15 protein-coding genes are annotated in these 18955 nt (G+C 28.8%); 10 read left to right on the top strand and 5 right to left on the bottom strand.

The window, feature by feature from the left end:
- Positions 1-16: 16 nt before the first annotated feature.
- The 5 genes from GN160_RS01585 to lptD all read right to left on the bottom strand — a co-directional run bounded on the left by GN160_RS01585 (position 17) and on the right by lptD (position 6429).
- Complete coding sequence (locus GN160_RS01585) at positions 17-835, bottom strand: symmetrical bis(5'-nucleosyl)-tetraphosphatase (RefSeq protein ID WP_192380827.1); 819 nt, start codon at positions 833-835, stop codon at positions 17-19.
- A gap of 81 nt (positions 836-916) precedes the next feature.
- A complete protein-coding gene (gene rsmA, locus GN160_RS01580; RefSeq protein ID WP_192380825.1) occupies positions 917-1720 on the bottom strand; it encodes a 16S rRNA (adenine(1518)-N(6)/adenine(1519)-N(6))-dimethyltransferase RsmA in 804 nt (267 codons plus the stop codon).
- Positions 1717-2709, bottom strand: coding sequence for a 4-hydroxythreonine-4-phosphate dehydrogenase PdxA (pdxA, locus tag GN160_RS01575; protein ID WP_192380823.1), 993 nt, complete (start codon positions 2707-2709; stop codon positions 1717-1719). Before pdxA ends, rsmA begins: the two co-directional genes overlap by 4 nt.
- Positions 2706-4028: a peptidylprolyl isomerase gene (locus GN160_RS01570; protein ID WP_192380821.1), complete on the bottom strand. Its 1323-nt coding sequence runs from the start codon at positions 4026-4028 to the stop codon at positions 2706-2708. The genes pdxA and GN160_RS01570 overlap by 4 nt, the downstream gene beginning before the upstream one ends.
- A gap of 88 nt (positions 4029-4116) precedes the next feature.
- On the bottom strand, positions 4117-6429 hold the full coding sequence (lptD, locus tag GN160_RS01565) for an LPS assembly protein LptD (RefSeq protein ID WP_192380819.1): 2313 nt from the start codon (positions 6427-6429) through the stop codon (positions 4117-4119).
- 675 nt (positions 6430-7104) lie between these two features.
- Between lptD and leuA the strand changes: the two genes are divergently transcribed.
- From leuA to mraY, 10 genes are all read left to right on the top strand, one after another.
- Positions 7105-8661, top strand: coding sequence for a 2-isopropylmalate synthase (leuA, locus tag GN160_RS01560; RefSeq protein ID WP_192380818.1), 1557 nt, complete (start codon positions 7105-7107; stop codon positions 8659-8661).
- A 47-nt stretch (positions 8662-8708) separates the two neighbouring features.
- A complete protein-coding gene (gene leuB / locus GN160_RS01555; protein ID WP_192380869.1) occupies positions 8709-9797 on the top strand; it encodes a 3-isopropylmalate dehydrogenase in 1089 nt (362 codons plus the stop codon).
- An 18-nt stretch (positions 9798-9815) separates the two neighbouring features.
- Entirely contained in the window at positions 9816-11216 is a 1401-nt protein-coding gene (gene leuC, locus GN160_RS01550; RefSeq protein WP_192380816.1) for a 3-isopropylmalate dehydratase large subunit, read from the top strand.
- A 16-nt stretch (positions 11217-11232) separates the two neighbouring features.
- Positions 11233-11838: a 3-isopropylmalate dehydratase small subunit gene (gene leuD, locus GN160_RS01545; RefSeq protein WP_192380814.1), complete on the top strand. Its 606-nt coding sequence runs from the start codon at positions 11233-11235 to the stop codon at positions 11836-11838.
- 80 nt (positions 11839-11918) lie between these two features.
- Positions 11919-12887, top strand: coding sequence for a 16S rRNA (cytosine(1402)-N(4))-methyltransferase RsmH (gene rsmH, locus GN160_RS01540; RefSeq protein ID WP_192380812.1), 969 nt, complete (start codon positions 11919-11921; stop codon positions 12885-12887).
- A gap of 8 nt (positions 12888-12895) precedes the next feature.
- Positions 12896-13213, top strand: a complete 318-nt coding sequence (gene ftsL, locus GN160_RS01535; RefSeq protein ID WP_192380810.1) for a cell division protein FtsL — start codon at positions 12896-12898, stop codon at positions 13211-13213.
- A gap of 41 nt (positions 13214-13254) precedes the next feature.
- Positions 13255-14967 carry a peptidoglycan glycosyltransferase FtsI gene (ftsI, locus tag GN160_RS01530; protein ID WP_192380808.1) on the top strand — a complete coding sequence of 571 codons (1713 nt, stop codon included), beginning with the start codon at positions 13255-13257 and terminating at the stop codon, positions 14965-14967.
- A gap of 39 nt (positions 14968-15006) precedes the next feature.
- A complete protein-coding gene (murE, locus tag GN160_RS01525) occupies positions 15007-16494 on the top strand; it encodes a UDP-N-acetylmuramoyl-L-alanyl-D-glutamate--2,6-diaminopimelate ligase (RefSeq protein ID WP_192380807.1) in 1488 nt (495 codons plus the stop codon).
- Positions 16495-17862 (top strand): UDP-N-acetylmuramoyl-tripeptide--D-alanyl-D-alanine ligase, encoded by a 1368-nt coding sequence (gene murF / locus GN160_RS01520; RefSeq protein WP_192380805.1) that lies wholly within the window; start codon positions 16495-16497, stop codon positions 17860-17862.
- Positions 17856-18941: a phospho-N-acetylmuramoyl-pentapeptide-transferase gene (gene mraY, locus GN160_RS01515; RefSeq protein WP_192380803.1), complete on the top strand. Its 1086-nt coding sequence runs from the start codon at positions 17856-17858 to the stop codon at positions 18939-18941. The genes murF and mraY overlap by 7 nt, the downstream gene beginning before the upstream one ends.
- The last annotated feature ends 14 nt before the right edge of the window (positions 18942-18955 follow it).

Genomic DNA, 18955 nt, shown 5'->3' with positions numbered 1-18955 from the left:
GTTTATCATTAAAATTCTATTTCTTAATTTGAGATACTTGGATAATTTCTTTATTTTCCCATTTTATAGCTGTTAGTATTCCGGTATAGTAACAACCATAATCTAGTCCGTATATTCCTTTGGGAGTTCCCTGTCCCATTAAAGCTGACCAATGTCCAAATATTATGTTATACTTTGTTATAGTCGATGTATGAAAATCAAACCATGGTTTTAAATATGAAGATGGTGTATTTTGTGGCGCGCCCTTATATAACATATTTAAATCTCCATTTAGGGAACAGTATCTAATTCTAGTAAACACTTTAATATTATAAATTATTCGTGATAAATCGTTTTGATTTATGTTCCATTTTTTGGTTATATTTCCATGCATAGCTTTAAGCAAGAACTTATAATTTTTACTTTGTAAAATGTTTTCTATTTCTCTTGCATATTTGATTGTTTGTTTGATATTCCAATTTGGATGAATTCCTGCATGAATCATCAAAATCTTTTTATTTTTGTTTATTTGTAGTATTGGTTGTTTTCGTAACCATTCTATTAATTCTTCGACGTCTGGCGCATTTAATATTTGGTCAAGATGATCTTCATATTTACTTTTACTAGCTCCTGTGTATATCGCTAGCAAATGTAAATCATGGTTTCCTAGTACCATATGTACATTTTTACCTAAGTTACGTATTAGGTGTAACGTTTCTAAAGATTTTGGACCCTTAGCTACTATGTCTCCAGTTAACCAAAGAGAATCTTTTTTTATATTAAAATTAATTCTATTTAAAATTAATTTTAGGCTTTCATAACAACCATGAATATCACCAATTAAATAAGTAGACATAATAAATTTGTGGCAATTTCATTATATACAAATTGTGGAATTATATTATATAACGTTCTATTTGTTAATTATTTTATATAATTAATTTATATTTAAAACATTTGATAAGAGACAAAATTGTTTTATATCTAAATTTTCTGCTCTTAATGTAGGATCTATACCTTGTTTTATGATTTGTTTAGTATTTAGTAAATTTTTTAAACTATTTTTGATTATTTTTCGTCGTTGTTTAAATGCTGTTTTTACGATGATAGATAAGTTTTTTAAATTATTTGCTAAATAAGGTTTATTGTTATGCGGCGTTAATCTTATGAAGGTGGAATTAACTTTTGGGTTTGGTATAAAAGACTTAGAGGGTACTTCTGTTAAATGGAAAACTGTACAGAAATATTGTACCATAATACTTAATATCCCATAATTTTTATTATTTGGCATTGCTATTAATCTATCTGCTATTTCTTTTTGTAACATAAAATGCATATCTTGAATTACATTGATATATTTTAATAAATGAAAGATTAATTGAGTGGAAATATTATAAGGTAAATTACCAAAAATACGTAAAGATTCTCCTATTTTGTTAGATAAATTCTGGAAATTAATAGACATAACATTTTTATGTAAAATTTTTATATTTTTTTGATGAGATAAAGATTTTTTTAATTTTTGTACTAGGTCTTTATCTATTTCTATTGCTGTTAAATGATTTACATATTTCGCTATACGTTTAGTTAAGGCGCCAAGTCCTGGGCCTACTTCAATTAAGTTTTCATTATTTTTTGGAGAAATGTAATATATGATTAAATCAATGATATGTTGATCATTTAAAAAATTTTGGCCAAATTTTTTTTTTATTTGGTGATTTTGATATATAATCTTTTTCATAAGGTGCGTTTTATTATTTGAATAGCTAATTTAATTGCTGCTATCATACTATCTGCCTTTGCATTTCCTGAACCAGCTAATTCTAAAGCAGTGCCATGATCTACAGATGTACGAATAAAAGGAAGCCCGAGAGTAATATTGACAGAACGACCAAAGTTATTTTTATATTTAATTACTGGTAGACCTTGATCATGATACATTGCTAAAATAGCATCAGCATTTTTTAAATATTTTGTTTGAAAAATTGTATCAGCTGGTAAAGGTCCTACGAGATTAAATCCTTTAGAACGTAATTTATTTAGAGATGGTATGATAGTTTTTATCTCTTCTTTTCCTATATAACCATTTTCACCTGCATGAGGATTTAAGCCGCAGACGTATACTATAGGTTCAGTGATATTGAAGTTTTTTTTCAAGTTATATACTAGAATTGGAATGATTTCGTTTAGTAGTTTATTAGTGATAATTTTTGGAACTTTGAATATTGGTATATGAGTGGTTGCTAAGGCAATGCGTAGCTTATTATTTATAAGCATCATAATTACTTTTTTTTTGCCACTATATTTTGCTAGAAATTCTGTTTGTCCTATAAATGTTATTCCAGCATCGTTAATTACTCCTTTGTGAACTGGGCCAGTGACCAAAGCTGCAAACTCACCGTTTAAACAACCATTACAGGCGCGTTTAAGAATTTTAATTACATATTTACTATTTATAGGGTCTAATATACCAGGTATTACTTTTGTTGGACTTTTTATATCTAGTATTGTGAGTTCTCCTGATAATGTAGGTGATGGTATCGTCTTTTTATTATAAGTATGTAATTTAATTGGTAATTTTAATTGCATAGAGCGTTCCATTAATAAAGATGCATCTCCACATACGATTAATTCTACAGGCCATGTTTTTTGCGCTATAATACTGATTATATCTAGGCCTATGCCTGCTGGTTCTCCAGATGTTATCATAATGCGCTTTATATTTTTCATTTAATACTATTCGTTAAAATTTTAACATAGGAATTAATGTGTAATTCTTGGATCCAATTTTTTATTTCTTCAGTTGACTTGTGATGATATAGCATATAGTAGGCATAACTTTTTTGTATTGATTGAATGTTATTAACGCGATAAATATTATATACTTTGACTACATGCCAACCGTAGTTGGTACGAATTGGGTCGCTTATTTCATTTTCGTTTAAGGATGTTAATATATTTCTGATATTTGGATCAAAATCTTCAATATTCTTTCTGTTTGAATTTTCATTTTCGTTTCTAAACATATTATTTTCCGAAATATTTTGAATTGCATAATCAAATGTTATTTTTTTGTTTTTTATCTGTTTTAAAACGTTACTTAACATTGTATATGTTTGTTGATCGTTTCGAGTTGTTGAATGTTTTAAGAAAATTTCTTTTGCATAAACTTCTGTTCCAAAGATTTCTTTATTATCAATATAAATATTGTTAATTTGTAAGATATGAAATTTATCTTCATTAATAATTGGTCCAATAATATTACCTGTTTTTATTTTTAGTAAGTTTTTTGTTATAAAAGTTGGTAATTCTTCTAATTTGCCATTAATTTTATAATGTTGAATTGTTATTTTATTATTAGAATAAATTTTTATTAATTCATCAATATTTACTTGTTTTTTCATTTTTGTTGCGAATTTTATTGCAAAGGATTCTGCTTGTTTAATTTGTGGTATTTTGTCGTTTTTTGGTATTGTAATGACTATATGACTTAATTGTATTTTGATGTTGTTATTAATAGTTGTAGATATTCTTTTAGCTAATTTATTTATTTGGTGTGGAAAAATGTTAACACGCTGTTGCATTTCATGATGATGCAATTCTGAAACTATTATTTCTTTGCGTATTTGCGATTTATAATCGTCGTAGCTTACATTATCATATTTAGGTAAGTAATTATAAAGCTGTTTTATTGTTTTTATGTTTTGTTTAATTGTAATTTCATTGATGATTTTATCAAGATCGTTGTTATTTATTTTAATATTCAATTTTTCTGCTATTTGCATTATTAATTCTTCTATAATTAACTGTTCAATAAGATCTTTTTTTGAAATTTGTTTTTCTGATAATTCTTTTTTAAAATGACTATTTTGTTTCTTAATTGTTAGTGTTTTGTTTATATCACTATTTAAAATTATGTTATTATTCACTATTGCGATAATTTTATCAGTTACCATTGGTGTTGCTTGAACATTATTAATGATTAGTATTATTGATATTACATGTAGAAGGATTATTTTTTTCTTATCTTTATTTGCAGAATTACTCATGTTAATTTATATTTTCATTGTGTATTTAATACTTGATATATTGAATTCAATTTGGTCTTAACAATATTTTAAATAACGTAATAATATTTTAATTTGTGCTATTATTTTTTTTATAACTGTGTAATATAATATTAAATGATATTTTGTTTTCACATTTTTTTTTGTTAAGATCCTTTATTTTTTTTTTGTAGTTATTTTCATTGTATTCATAGTTGAAATACAACGTCCAACAATGGGTGGTGTATTTTATACTTGTTAAGTAACTTTCTATATGGTTATTTTTACTATTATAATAATACATGCTTTTGAGGTATAAATTTTTTTTTAATGGCCATTTCCCAATGATTTTTACTTTGGGATTATTATTGTTTTGATTATTAAATTTTTTATCATTATTGTTTAAAAATGTTTTTTTGAGGAGTTGTGTATTTGCGTGGTTCCAAGAAAATTGGAAAATATGTTTTATATCTTTTTTGTATTCCAGTATTGTTTCATTTAAAGTTACGTGATTTAAATAATTGTTGTACTGAATGTTATGAATAAGACTGTATTTTTCACTCATGTTTATATGATTATTGTTTATCCAAATTATATTTTTGTTTTTTTTGTGTTTGTTTGAGTAAATAGTTTTATCTTCTGTCCTTGATTGAAAAAAAGAATAACTTTGTCCTATAGAGGAACTGAATATCTTTTTTTCTTTTTTATTATAGATGTGCATGGATGCTGCGTTTATTAATTTATTCATTGATGGAATACGATCTGGGCCATTGTAAGGTGATTCTCTAAAAAGTTCAATATAATTGCTAGAAGGTATGTTTACAGAAGAATCGTATATACCTATGTTTTTTTGGTTATGGTATGGCACATATAAATATTGAAAATGTGGTTTTAATATTTGGATATAATATTTTTTGTTTTTATATAATGTTGTTTTACTTTCAATTTTGAGTTGAGGTATAAGACGAAATATATTAGGTTTTAGGTAATTAAAATTGTTATTTTTTTGTTGGTAATATGTTGCTTTTATTTTTAGTTCTGAATTTATAGGGAAAAAAGAATTCTTTATAGGTATTTTGATAGATGGTTCTGAATGTAATCTAATAGTTTTAGAACGCTTATTGTTGAGGTTGATGAATTGAGTAATTTGATTTAGAACACAAAAATGTGTTAGTTGATTTTTTTCTTTGTGTATATTTATTTCTATTTGAGGTAGTGTTTGATAAATATTTTTATTAGGATTAGTTAAAGATCTAAATTTCTTTGATGATATTTTAACATTTAGGTTTTGTTTGTTATAATTTAACCATAATTTTTTTAGGTCATGGTTGTTGCTGTTTTTTGTTTTCCTTTCAGGAAAATTGAAGTCGTAATTTTTAATTTTAGTATAATCTCCACCAAACTGCAGTTGTTCATTTATTCTTATATTAGATTTCCAATGCAGTTGATAATAATCTATGTTGTATTTTCTAGTTTTTTTATTATATTGATTTTTATGTTGTACAATTTTAAATTTAATTAAATTAATTCCTGGAGGTCCATTGTAGCTTAAGTTAGTATACATCTTAATGCCATTCAATTTGGAATAATTCGGAGAAATATTAACTTGAAGATATGGATTAATATTGAGATAATAAGGTAAATAAAATTCAAAATCTTTTTTATCGCTATATCTAAAATTAGGGATTGTTATTTTTGCTTTGTTTATCTTATTTATAGAAAAAGTTGAATATGGAATATACAATATGGGAATGTTTTTTAGGTTAAAATATGCATTCCAGATGTCTATTGTTTTTTTTTTGTGATCGTATATTATTTCTGATCCTTTTACATTCCAGTATTTTTTATTGTTTTTACAGAAGCTAAAATTTCCATTTTTTATTATTGTATATCTTTGATTGTCTCTTTGCATTATACAATTTGCATATCCATTAGCTTGTTGTTTTGTTAATTGATATGTGCCTTGATAGATATCAAGATTTTTATTGTTTATGTTTAATGTTGCTGTTTTTCCTGTTATTTTTATTTTTTCGTTATTATAAATTATGTTTCCGTTAGCAGTTAATGTATTTAGTTGTTCATTGTTTGTTTTTTTATTATTGTTAAGTATAATTTTATTAGCTTGTAGCATGGAATTATCTTGTTTCATTATAACATTTCCGATACATTGGATTTGTTTATGATTAATATATTCTATTTCATTTGCCTTAATATATATGTCAATTTGTTTAGAATTTTGTGTAGTTGGTTGTTTATTATGATATGTTATATTTTGTAATTCTTTTTTTGGTCTAGCGGCTAATGTATACTCTTCGTATACTGTTATGTAAATTAAGTTAATTAATAATTTTAAAAAGAAATTCCTTATGAGTGAATTAAGGTTTTGTGACTTTAGTTTTTTCAATTATTATGTACTTTAATATATTTTTTTGAAAATGTGCTTTAATTAAGTTGTCTACAAATACAAGTTTATGATTTCTTATTTTCCTATTTTTACTATAGGGTTTATTATTTAATATCTATATGATTTGGTTAAAATTCTTATTTATTACATGCTATTTTTTAAATTTAATATGTATTAAAGGTCAGTTAATTTGTTATTGTTAGTATATCGTTAATTGTTGTTGTCTTAAAGGTGAAGATGTAGTATATTGAACTTGGTTGGTGTTTTATTTGGTTTTAAAGTGAATAATTGTTATTTTCATATTTCGCATTGTGTGTTCTCACGTCTTAGGTTGTGTTGTTTTATTTTTCGTTTTGATATTTTAGATAGATTATCCAAATATAGTATCAATGGTGGTTGTAGGTATTGTATGTTAGATTTAGTGCTTTGGCTATATAGTTATAATTTAATGTTTTATCGTGATTAATTGCGCTATTTTATACATATTTCAGTGGCCTATATTTTATAAATATTTGATTTAGTTTCTTATTTGTTAGGGTGTATTATCGGTATTACTGGATATTTTATGTTCTTTATATCGAAAAATGAAACTTAAAGTCAAGAGTTAGTTTAGTAGAAATTATGTGTTTTGATCAATAATAAACAGTACTGCAATATTATAAAAGTATTTTAATTATGAGTCAACGAATCATTATTTTCGACACTACTTTGCGTGATGGCGAACAATCATTACAAATTGCCTTAAATACAAAAAAGAAATTGAGAATTGCTTTAGCATTGGAAAAATTAGGAGTGGATGTAATGGAAGTTGGTTTTCCTATTTCATCACCGGAGGATTTTCGTTCAGTACAAGTTATAGCAAAAAAAATAAAAAATAGCTTAGTGTGTGGTCTTGCTCGCTGTGTAGATAATGATATTGATATTGCTGCGAGAGCGTTACAAGTAGCAAAAAATTTTCGGATTCATATTTTTTTAGCGACTTCTAATTTACATATTAGATCTAAATTAAAGAAAAATTTTGATCAGATTGTAGAAATGGCGGTTCATTCAGTGAAATATGCTAGACGATATACAGATGATGTGGAATTTTCTTGTGAAGATGCCGGACGTACTTCAATTAATAATTTGTGTCGTATTGTGGAAGCTACAATTGCTGCTGGTGCTCGTACTATAAATATTCCTGATACTGTTGGTTATACCACTCCCCTTCAGTTCAGTAAGATAATTACTACATTATACGAACGTGTGTTAAATATTGACGAAGCTGTTATTTCAGTTCATTGTCATGATGATTTAGGAATGGCAGTAGGTAATTCTGTGGCTGCGATACAGGCTGGTGCCCGTCAAATAGAAGGTACTTTGAATGGTATTGGTGAACGTGCTGGTAATACTGCATTAGAAGAGGTAATAATGGCAATTAAAGTTAGGAGTGATTTATTTGATGTGCATACTAATATTTGTCATAAAGAAATTTATCGGACAAGCAAAATAGTTAGTAAATTATGTAATATGCCTATTTCACCTAATAAAGCAATAGTTGGTTCAAATGCTTTTTCTCATTCTTCTGGCATCCATCAGGATGGTATGTTGAAAAATCGTCAGAATTATGAAATTTTAACACCTGAAAGTATTGGGCGTATGGAGGGTAATAGCTTAAACCTTACTTCTAGATCTGGGAGAGCTGCATTAAAGTATTATATGCGTGCTATGGGTTATCAAGATGGTGATTACGATATGGACAAATTATATAATGCATTTCTTAAAATTGCTGATGAAAAAGGTCAAGTTTTTGATTATGATCTTGAATCTTTAGCTTTTGCTACTAGTTATGAAGATACTCAAGATTATTTTTACTTAGAAGATTTAAATATTCAATATAGTTACATTGGAGGTATCACTACTTCAATTAAATTATTTTGCGGTAATAAAACTTATATGGACACTTCAGCAGGTATCAATTTGTTGAATGCTATTCATGAGGTATTAACTAAAATTACTAATATTTCAACTGTTTTGAAAAAATGTGAATTTTTTATTAAAAATTATGATTTTACAGTATTTATTAAAGTCAACGTTACTGTAGAATTCGAGGGGCGTTATTTTTATGGTGTATCTTTATCTAAAGATATTTTAGAATCTTTTGTTAAATCTATGATAAATGTATTAAATAGTATACGGCGTACGTGCCAAGTAAAAGCTAAGTTGCATAATGAATTACGTAAGTATAATTAGTTAATAGTATATTGGTTTGCGTAATAAGTTTTGAGATAGGTATGAATATGAATAAAGGTCGTTATCGTGTTATAGTTTTACCTGGCGATGGAATTGGTCCTGAAATAATGTTGCAAGCTTATAAAATAATTCATGCAATATGTAAGAGATTTAAAGTATGTATTTCTACTAATGAATATGAAGTAGGCGGTGTTGCTATTGATCGTTATGGGACGTCTTTGCCTGATGTCACTTTATTTAATTGCGAGAAAGCAGACGCTATTTTATTCGGTGCTGTAGGTGGTCCTAAGTGGAAATATATGCCAGTATCTCAACAACCGGAGCGAAGTTCATTATTGACATTGCGTAAACATTTTAATTTGTTTGCAAATTTACGTAATGTTCGTCTTTATTCTGATTTATTTAAATATTCTCCATTACGTAAAGAAATAGTTATGCATGGATTTAATATTTTATTTGTTCGTGAATTAACTGGCGGGATATATTTTGGCATTCCTAAAGGACGAGAAGGTACTGGTATTAATGAATGTGCTTTTGATACTGAAATTTATTGCCGTTTTGAAATAGAACGTATTGCGCATATTGCTTTTCAGTTAGCTCGCACACGAAATAAGCATGTGACTTCCGTAGATAAAGCTAACGTATTACAGAGCTCTGTATTTTGGCGAGAGATAGTGAGTGAAGTTGCTAATCATTATCCCGATGTAGTTCTGACACATTTATTAGTGGATGCTGCTACGATGCAACTAATTAAAAATCCTTCTAATTTTGATGTGATTTTATGTTCTAATTTATTTGGGGATATTTTATCTGATGAGTGTGCTATGATTGCTGGTTCTATTGGTATGTTACCTTCTGCTAGTCTTAATGAAAAAGGTTTTGGCTTATATGAACCAGCTGGTGGTTCTGCTCCAGATATAGCAGGTAAAGATATAGCTAATCCAATAGGTCAAATTCTTTCTGCTGCATTATTGTTACGTTATAGTTTAAAATTAAATGATGCTGCAAATGCTGTTGAAGAAGCAGTTTATCAATCATTAAAATTAGGTTATGTAACTGCAGATTTGTCAAGTGATACTGAAAAAATAGTAGGTACTGACAGAATGGGTGATATAATTGCTAGTTTGATTTATTAATAGCGGTAGTTATATTAAATGGGAAAATCTTTATATCAAAAATTATATGATGCGCATATAGTATATAAATTTGAGAATGGTACTTCATTATTGTATATTGATCGTCATTTAATACATGAAGTTACTTCACCTCAAGCGTTTGATAAGTTACGATCTGAAAATAGAATTGTTCGCCAACCTAATAAGACATTTGCTACTATGGATCATAATGTTTCTACCCTTATTAAAGATCTTAAAGCTTCTGGTAATATGGCTAAAATTCAATTGCAACAGTTGATTAAGAATTGTGAAGAATTTAAGATCACCTTGTACGATATCAATCATCCTTATCAAGGTATAGTGCATGTCATTGGCCCTGAACGAGGAATAACATTACCTGGCATGATTATTGTTTGTGGAGATTCCCATACTTCTACTCATGGTGCTTTTGGAGCATTAGCATTTGGAATAGGAACTTCAGAAATAGAACATGTATTAGTTACCCAGACTCTTTCTCAAGTTTTGGCTAAAACAATGAAAATAGATATTTCAGGTAATTTAATGCCATGGATTACAGCTAAGGATGTTATATTATCAATTATTGGTAAAATAGGGGTATATGGTGGATCTGGTTGTGTAGTGGAGTTTTGTGGAGATTTTGTTAGAAAGTTAAGCATGGAAGGACGTATGACCTTATGTAACATGGCAATTGAAATGGGAGCTAAATCTGGTTTAATAGCTCCAGATGATATAACTTATAATTATTTATATGGTCGTGAGTTTGCACCTAAAGGTACTGCTTGGCAGCAAGCAATATTATATTGGAGAACATTAGTGAGTGATGTCAATGCGCATTTTGACAAGATTTTTGACGTAGATGTATCAAATATTGCTCCTCAAGTTACTTGGGGTACTAATCCTAGTCATGTAATTGCGATTGATCAGTTGATTCCGTCTTTGGAATCATTTAAAAACTTAACAGAGCGTAATTCTGCTATTCAGGCATTAAATTATATGGGTTTAGAACCACATACTTCTTTAACTGATATATCAATTGATAAAGTATTTATTGGATCTTGTACTAATTCTCGTATTGAAGATTTACGAGCTGCTGCATCTGTAGTTTGCGGACATCGAGTATCTGATAGGGTAAGTGCAATTGTTGTACCTGGTTCTCATCCAGTAAGAAAACAGGCGGAAATTGAAGGTTTAGATAAAATTTTTATAGATGCAGGTTTTGAATGGCGTTTACCAGGTTGTTCGATGTGTTTAGGTATGAATAACGATCGTCTTAAGTATGGCGAACGATGTGCGTCTACTAGTAATCGCAATTTTGAAGGTAGACAAGGTCGTGGTGGTCGTACTCATTTGGTTAGTCCTGTTATGGCAGCAGCAGCAGCAATTGCTGGTCATTTTATCGATATTCGTGAAATAATGTAAGAGGGTATATTACTCAATGGTTAAATTTGTTAGGCATAATGGTATTGTAGTTCCTTTAAATGTTGCTAATGTAGATACAGATGCTATTATTCCAAAACAGTTTTTGCAAAAAATTACTCGTGATGATTTTGGACAGTATTTATTTAGTAATTGGCGATTTCATGATGTATTTTGTCAAGAATTGAATGATGAATTTGTTTTAAATTATCCACATTATCGTAATGCTAGTATTTTACTAACTAGGGAAAATTTTGGATGTGGTTCATCCCGAGAGCATGCAGTTTGGGCTTTAATAGATTATGGATTTCGTGTTATTATTGCTCCTAGTTTTGCTGATATCTTTTATATTAATAGTTTGAATAATCAATTATTACTTATTAAGTTATCACATTTGGAAATAGATGAATTATTTAGAAAAGTATTTTCTCAAACGACAGGTATATTTTTAACAATTGATTTAAAAGAACAAAAAATTTATATTGAGAGTAATGTCTATCGTTTTGAAATAGATGATTTTTATCGTTACCGCCTGTTAAATGATTTAGATCCTATTGGATGGACGCTAACATACGAATCTTATATAAGGGATTATGAAGAGAATCAATTAATTTTTTTGCAGTAATTTATTTTAATTTTATTACATTTTATTTTTGATTTTAACTATTGTTAGTTGATGTTTTTATAATTTAACAAATTTAATGAATGGTCTTTATTGTGTTAACAATTAATGCAAAATATTATAAACATGTTCCAGTTTTGTTGAAAGAAGTTATTACAGAATTAGATATTCGTCAGTCTGGTTTTTATTGTGATGCTACCTTTGGTAGGGGGGGGCATGCAAGGGAGATTTTGTCCAGGCTAAATAAGAGCGGTCGATTATTAGTTATAGATTGTGATTTAGAAGCTGTGAAAGTGGCTAAATCTTTTGCTTTGCAAGATAAAAGATTGATCGTTATTCATGGGTTTTTCTCTAAGATTACAAAATATGCATTTAAATTAAATATTTCAGGAAGTATACGTGGTATATTGTTAGATCTTGGCGTTTCTTCACCACAGATAGAAGACCCAAGACGAGGTTTTTCTTTTAGACATAATGGTCCTTTAGATATGCGAATGAATAATAGTTACGGTCAGTCTGCTTCTGATTGGATAGCAAAAGCTTCTGTGGGGGATATTGCGTATGTGTTAAGAAAATTAGGTGAAGAAAGGTTTTCTTCAAGAATTGCAAAAGCCATAGTAAGACAAAGACATTTTCATCCTATTACCACTACTCACAGGTTGGCTTCGTTAGTTATTGATGCTATTCCATATTATCATAAACATCCTTTAGCTAGAACTTTTCGAGCAATAAGAATGTATATAAATAGGGAATTAGAAGAAATTATGAAAGTCTTGGAGAGTTCGTTAACTGTTCTATCTTCAGGGGGTAAATTGTTAGTAACAAGTTTTCATTCTTTAGAAGATAGAATAGTTAAAGATTTTATGTATAAGTATAGTGGTCGTTATAGTTCTATTCCGGTTGATTTGCCTGTATCTAATGCTCAATTTCGCATGTTATCTTCTCATCAATATCGTTTATGTAATGTAAAAAAAATAGTACCTTCAGAAAGAGAAAAAGAAATTAATCCACGTGCTCGTAGTGCAATAATGCGTATTGCTGAGAAATTATAATTAATAACATGATATATGATCGTTGTAATTTAGTTAAAATTATAAGAAATGATTTATTTTCGAATGGAAAATACCTTTTGATTTTGTTGTTTTTAACAGAAATATTTGCCTTGCTTGTTGTATTAATAACTTATCAAACTAAACAATTAATAATCGTGCAAGAACAGTTGCTATTAGAACAAGAAGAACTAGATATAGAACGTCGAAATTTAATTGTTAAAAAAAATATATTAGCTAGTAATGACAGAGTCGAGTATATTGCTTTGAGAGATTTACATATGCAATATGTTGATCCTGATTCAGAAGTGATTTTATTTCTACATTAGATTAATGTAATTTTTAAATTTTACCAGTAATATATTATATAATGAAAGTAGGAAATTTAAAAATAAGAAAAGGTTTTTTAGGTAGACGTATTACTATAATATATATTTTATTTTTATCATCCATATGTGTTCTTATTTTCAGAATTACTTATTTGCAAGTATTTAATACTGATCAGTTAGTCAAGGAAGGTAATGTTCGTTCTTTACGTATTAAGGAAATTTCTATAATTCGTGGTATGATTACAGATCGTAATGGTCGTTTATTAGCAATGAGTGCTCCCGTATGTGCAGTTTGGGCTGATCCTAAAGAACTCACAAAATATGATATTAAATATTATGATGAACGTTGGAAATTGTTATCTGATGTATTATCTATATCTTTGGATAAATTAGTTTCTCGTATTTATTCGAATACGGAAAGTCGTTTTGTTTATTTAGCTCGTCAAGTGGATTTTTCTATTAAAGATTATATACTCAACTTGAAATTTCCTGGTATTTACTTACAACAAGAATATCGACGTTATTATCCATCTGGTTATGCTTCTGCTCATATAGTTGGTATAACTAATATAGATGGTGAAGGTATTGAAGGTGTTGAAAAAAGTTTTAATGCTTATTTGAGTGGATATCCTGGTGAGAAAATAGTGCATAGAGATCGTTTTGGTAGAGTTATTGAAAATGTTGCTTCTGTGAATAGTAAAGGATCACATAATATAACTTTGAGTATTGATGAGCGAATGCAAGTGTTATTGTATCGTGAATTGAATAATGCAGTGATTTTCCATCAGGCCAAATCTGGATCTGCAGTATTAATAGATGTTAATACTGGAGAAATTCTATCAATGGTGAATAGTCCATCTTATGATCCTAATGATTTATCCAATGTTACGATATCTTCTATGCGTAATCGTGCTATAACTGATCTTTTTGAACCAGGATCTACTGTTAAGCCAATTGTTGTTTTAAGTGCTTTAGAGAGTGGCATTATAGATAAAAATACTGTTTTCAATACGGCACCTTATATAATTAATGGTTATATGATTAAAGATGTATCATATTATGGTCAATTAACTATATCCGAAATATTACAGAAGTCTAGTAATGTTGGAATATCTAGGATAGCTTTGTCCATGTCCTCTACTATATTAGTGAATGCATATTCAAGATTTGGTATTGGTAAATCTACTAATTTGGGACTAGTTGGAGAGAATAATGGTTTATATCCAAAGAAACAGAGATGGTCTGATATAGATAAGGCAGTTTTTTCTTACGGATATGGATTTATGGTAACACCATTACAATTAGCTAGAGTATATGCTATTTTTGGTAGTATGGGTATTTATCGACCTCTTTCTATTCTGAGAATTGATAGACCAGTTATTGGTAAACAGGTATTTTCTTCATCTTTAGTACATAATGTAATACATATGATGGAAAATGTATCTTTACCAGGTAGTTCTGGTGTTAAAGCAGCAATTAAAGGCTATCGTGTTGCTATTAAGACCGGAACTGTTAAGAAGGTAGGTAATTGTGGTAGGTATATTAATAAGTATATTGCATATACAGCCGGTATTGCTCCAGTTAGTCGTCCTAGATTTGCTTTAGTAGTAGTTATTGATGAACCAAGTAGTGGTCAATATTATGGAGGTGTAGTATCGGCTCCAGTATTTGGTACTGTTATGAGTGGTGTTCTACGTATGATGAATGTAGAACCTGATGCATCAAAATTAGCTATTAAAAAAATTTGTGAGTGATATATAGCAATAATATTTATATAATTGAGGAATTTTGTTATGAGTTGTTCTAATTTGCAATTTTTACTAAATCCTTGGATGACGGAAATACCTGAATGTTTTTTTAAAGATATTATAACAGATAGTCGTGATGTAGCTTATAATGATTTGTTTATCGCTATAGAAGGTTATAAAACTAATGGTTGTTTTTATATCTTTAATGCTATTAATAAAGGGGCAAGTGCCATAATTGCTCATTGTAAAAATTCGTTACTTAGTGGAAATGTTCAACATTTGAATGGAGTGCCTGTTGTTTATTTTAATCAACTTCAAAGATATTTGTCCGCAATATCTGGACGTTTTTTGAATCATCCATCTCAATATTTTAATTTAGTTGGGGTAACTGGTACAAATGGTAAAAGTACAGTGACTCATTTATTGTCTAATTGGGTTTCATTGTTAAATGAAAAAAGTGCTGTTATGGGTACTATAGGAAATGGGATAATCGGTAATATTTATCCTTCTAAAAATACAACTTGTTCGGCAATTGAGATTCAGAAAATGTTGGCGCAATTCAAAATTCAAGGGGTCACTTTTGTTGCCATTGAAGTTTCTTCGCATGGATTGGTTGAGCATCGAGTTAGTGATTTGCATTTTAAAGTTGCAGTATTTACTAATTTAACTAGAGATCATTTAGATTATCATGGTGATATGTTAAACTATGAGTTAGCTAAATGGCAGTTATTTCATGATTTAGAAGTTGAAGAATTTGTTATAAACTATGATGATAGTGTTGGTAGAAATTGGTTATCTAAAATACCTAATGCTGTAGCGGTTACGGTGTCTAGTATTTTACCTAATAGATATTGGCAAGGTCGTTGGTTACGTGCAGCTAAAGTGTATTATTATTATGACAGGACTGAAATTTTTTTTACATCTAGTTGGGGTAATGGTGTAATATATACTCAATTGTTAGGGAAATTTAATGTTAGTAATTTATTATTAGCGTTAGCTACGTTATTGGTATTAAAATATCCTTTATCATTATTATTAAATACAGCTGTTAGGTTACGTTCCATTTGTGGTCGTATGCAATTTTTGCGAGTTGCCGGTTATCCTATAATAGTAATAGATTATGCTCATACTCCTGATGCTTTAAAACAGGCTTTAATTGTTGCTAGGTCATACACTCATAGTAAGTTATATTGTATATTTGGATGTGGAGGAGATCGGGATAAGAAAAAGCGTTCCTTAATGGGTAAAATTGCTGAGCGTTATGCTGATAAGCTAATAATAACAAGTGATAACTCGCGTAATGAAGATCCATGGGATATCGTGGAAGAGGTACAGAAAGATTTATTAGATAGGGCAAAGGTTCAAGTGATTATTTCTCGTAGTGAGGCTATCAGTATTGCTATTAGTCAATCTACTTCAGAAGATTTATTGTTGATAGCAGGTAAAGGTCATGAAAACTATCAAATAGTCGGTAATCAATGGTTAAATTATTCTGATTTTTCTGTTGTAAAAGAAAATGTTGGTATTTTGTAAATGGTTCCATTTTTTTTATCAGGTATAGCGTCAGTTCTAAATGCTAAATTAGTGAATATTGATCAAATTATCAAAACAGTAAGTATTGATTCACGCATTATTGGAGAACAATGTTTATTTATTGCTTTAAAAGGTTCTCGCTTTGATGCCCATGATTTTGCTGCACAAGCGGTTAATGCGGGAGCTAAAGCATTATTAGTAAGTCGTTATTTATTTTTAAATGTGTCTCAGTTAATAGTTTTTGATACCCGTTATGCTTTATGTCAATTAGGAGCTTGGGTTCGCCGTCAATCAACATCTCGAATTGTCGCAATTACTGGTTCAATGGGTAAAACTTCTGTAAAGGAAATGACGTCTTCTATTTTGCACAATTGTGGTAAAGTAGTTGCAACGTATGGTAATTTTAATAATGATATTGGGGTAGCATTGACTTTGTTGCGTATACAAAAACAAGATGATTTTGCTGTAGTTGAATTAGGTAGTAATTCTTTTGGGGAAATTGCAAAAACATCTGAGTTAGTTAGTCCTCATACAGCTTTAATTAATAATATATCTTATGCACACTTATCTGGTTTTCGTACTTTATCTGGTGTTTCTCGAGCGAAAGGAGAAATATTTATTGGTTTATCAATGATTGGTAGAGGAATTATAAATGTTAATAGTCATGATTGGTTATCGTGGCGTCATTTATTATGTGGAAGATCAGTTTGGCGATTTTCATTGAAATTTACAAGTAATGTTGATTTCTTTGCTAGTGATATAGTTTTTAATATAGATAGAATGCATTTTGTTTTTCACACTCCTCAAGGTAAATCTAATATTTCATTACCCCTTTTGGGATATCATAATGTTTCTAATGCTTTGGCAGCTGGTGCACTTTCTATGTCTGTAGGAGCATCCTTATCCGATATTACTAAAGGTTTAGAAAATATGAATGGTTTGCCTGGTAGGTTATATCCAATAATTTTGGATAAAGGTAAAGTATTGTTAGATGATACTTATAATTCAAATATTGGTTCTATGTTAGCTGCTGTAAGGGTATTACAAAATATGCCTGGTTATCGTGTGATAGTAATTAGTGATATGTTGGAATTAGGTGTTGATAGGGAGGTTATATATCATTATAAATTTGGTAAAAATATAATATCTATAAGTAATATTAATATGGTTTTAAGCATCGGTGTTCTTGCTTATTTTATTGGCAAAGGAAGTGGTCGTGGTAAACATTTTTTTGATAAATCATCGATAGTTTCTTATCTTATGTGTGTATTAGTTAAATATAAGCTAGTCACTATATTAATTAAAGGATCTCGCGTTTTTTCTATGGATTCTATTGTTCAGGAATTACGGAGGAGATGGTTGTGTTAATATGGTTAATCAAAAAATTATTTGGTTCTTATTTTGAGTTATCTACTATTTTTAGTTTGACGTTTCGTGTGATTTTTAGTTTTTTTTTATCTTTATTTTCTTTTTTATATATAGGACCAAAGTGTATTTTATGGTTACGCAGAATGCGTTGTTTTCAGATAGTACGTGATTATGGGCCAAAATCACATTACTCTAAGCGAGATATACCTACTATGGGGGGTATTATATTAATCAGTGTTACTTTTTTTTCCATTTTATTATGTAGTCAAATTAATAATTTTTATGTTTGGTATGTACTATTTGCATTGTTAGGTTATGGTGTAATAGGTTTCGTTGATGATTATTGTAAGTTGGTTAAGAAAGATAATTCAGGATTAGGTTGTTTTGGTAAGTATTTTTGGCAATCAACAATTGCATTGTTTTTATTGTTTATAATGTTTGTAATAGATAATAGAAAAATATCAGATATTAATTTGGTTATACCGTTTTTTAAAGAATTTTCTCTAAAATTAGGTATTTGGTATTTATTGTTAGTTTATTTTGTTATTGTTGGTTCTAGTAATGCCGTTAATTTAACTGATGGTCTGGACGGTTTAGTTATAGTACCAATCATATTTATTTTAACAGGTATAGGATTAACATCATATATAGTAGGTGATTTAAATTTTGCTAATTATTTATATATTCCTTATGTAGAAGGAGTTAAGGAATTGGTGGTAGTTTGTGCAATAATGATTGGTGCTAGTCTTGGTTTTTTATGGTTTAATACTTATCCAGCGCAAATTTTTATGGGGGATACAGGTTCTTTATCTTTTGGTGCAGTTATTGGTACTATGGCTATCATTTTACGTCAGGAGCTTTTATTATTGGTACTATCTGGTTTATTTGTTTTAGAGGCTTTATCTGTTATTGTACAAGTTATTTTTTTTAAATCATTTGGCCGTCGAGTTTTTCTAATGGCTCCTCTTCATCATCATTTTGAGTTACAGGGTTGTCCAGAACCGCGTATTATAGTGCGTTTTTGGATTATTTCTTTTATATTTATGTTATTAGGACTCATAAATTTTAGAATACAGTAATTTATTCTTAAACG

Source organism: Blochmannia endosymbiont of Colobopsis nipponica (assembly GCF_014857065.1).
Lineage (GTDB): Bacteria > Pseudomonadota > Gammaproteobacteria > Enterobacterales > Enterobacteriaceae > Blochmanniella.
The sequence above is the reverse complement of the archived record's forward strand: the minus strand, read 5'-3'. Positions and strand labels throughout refer to the sequence as shown.

Bases quoted from the DNA above. Each gene is read 5' to 3' on its own strand.
- murF (WP_192380805.1), top strand. From the start codon at position 16,495: ATGGTTCCATTTTTTTTATCAGGTATAGCGTCAGTTCTAAATGCTAAA.
- rsmH (WP_192380812.1), top strand. From the start codon at position 11,919: ATGGTCTTTATTGTGTTAACAATTAATGCAAAATATTATAAACATGTT.
- rsmA (WP_192380825.1), bottom strand. From the start codon at position 1,720: ATGAAAAAGATTATATATCAAAATCACCAAATAAAAAAAAAATTTGGC.
- ftsI (WP_192380808.1), top strand. From the start codon at position 13,255: ATGAAAGTAGGAAATTTAAAAATAAGAAAAGGTTTTTTAGGTAGACGT.
- murE (WP_192380807.1), top strand. From the start codon at position 15,007: ATGAGTTGTTCTAATTTGCAATTTTTACTAAATCCTTGGATGACGGAA.
- ftsL (WP_192380810.1), top strand. From the start codon at position 12,896: ATGATATATGATCGTTGTAATTTAGTTAAAATTATAAGAAATGATTTA.
- GN160_RS01570 (WP_192380821.1), bottom strand. From the start codon at position 4,028: ATGAGTAATTCTGCAAATAAAGATAAGAAAAAAATAATCCTTCTACAT.
- leuC (WP_192380816.1), top strand. From the start codon at position 9,816: ATGGGAAAATCTTTATATCAAAAATTATATGATGCGCATATAGTATAT.
- leuB (WP_192380869.1), top strand. From the start codon at position 8,709: ATGAATAAAGGTCGTTATCGTGTTATAGTTTTACCTGGCGATGGAATT.
- leuA (WP_192380818.1), top strand. From the start codon at position 7,105: ATGAGTCAACGAATCATTATTTTCGACACTACTTTGCGTGATGGCGAA.
- leuD (WP_192380814.1), top strand. From the start codon at position 11,233: ATGGTTAAATTTGTTAGGCATAATGGTATTGTAGTTCCTTTAAATGTT.
- GN160_RS01585 (WP_192380827.1), bottom strand. From the start codon at position 835: ATGTCTACTTATTTAATTGGTGATATTCATGGTTGTTATGAAAGCCTA.
- pdxA (WP_192380823.1), bottom strand. From the start codon at position 2,709: ATGAAAAATATAAAGCGCATTATGATAACATCTGGAGAACCAGCAGGC.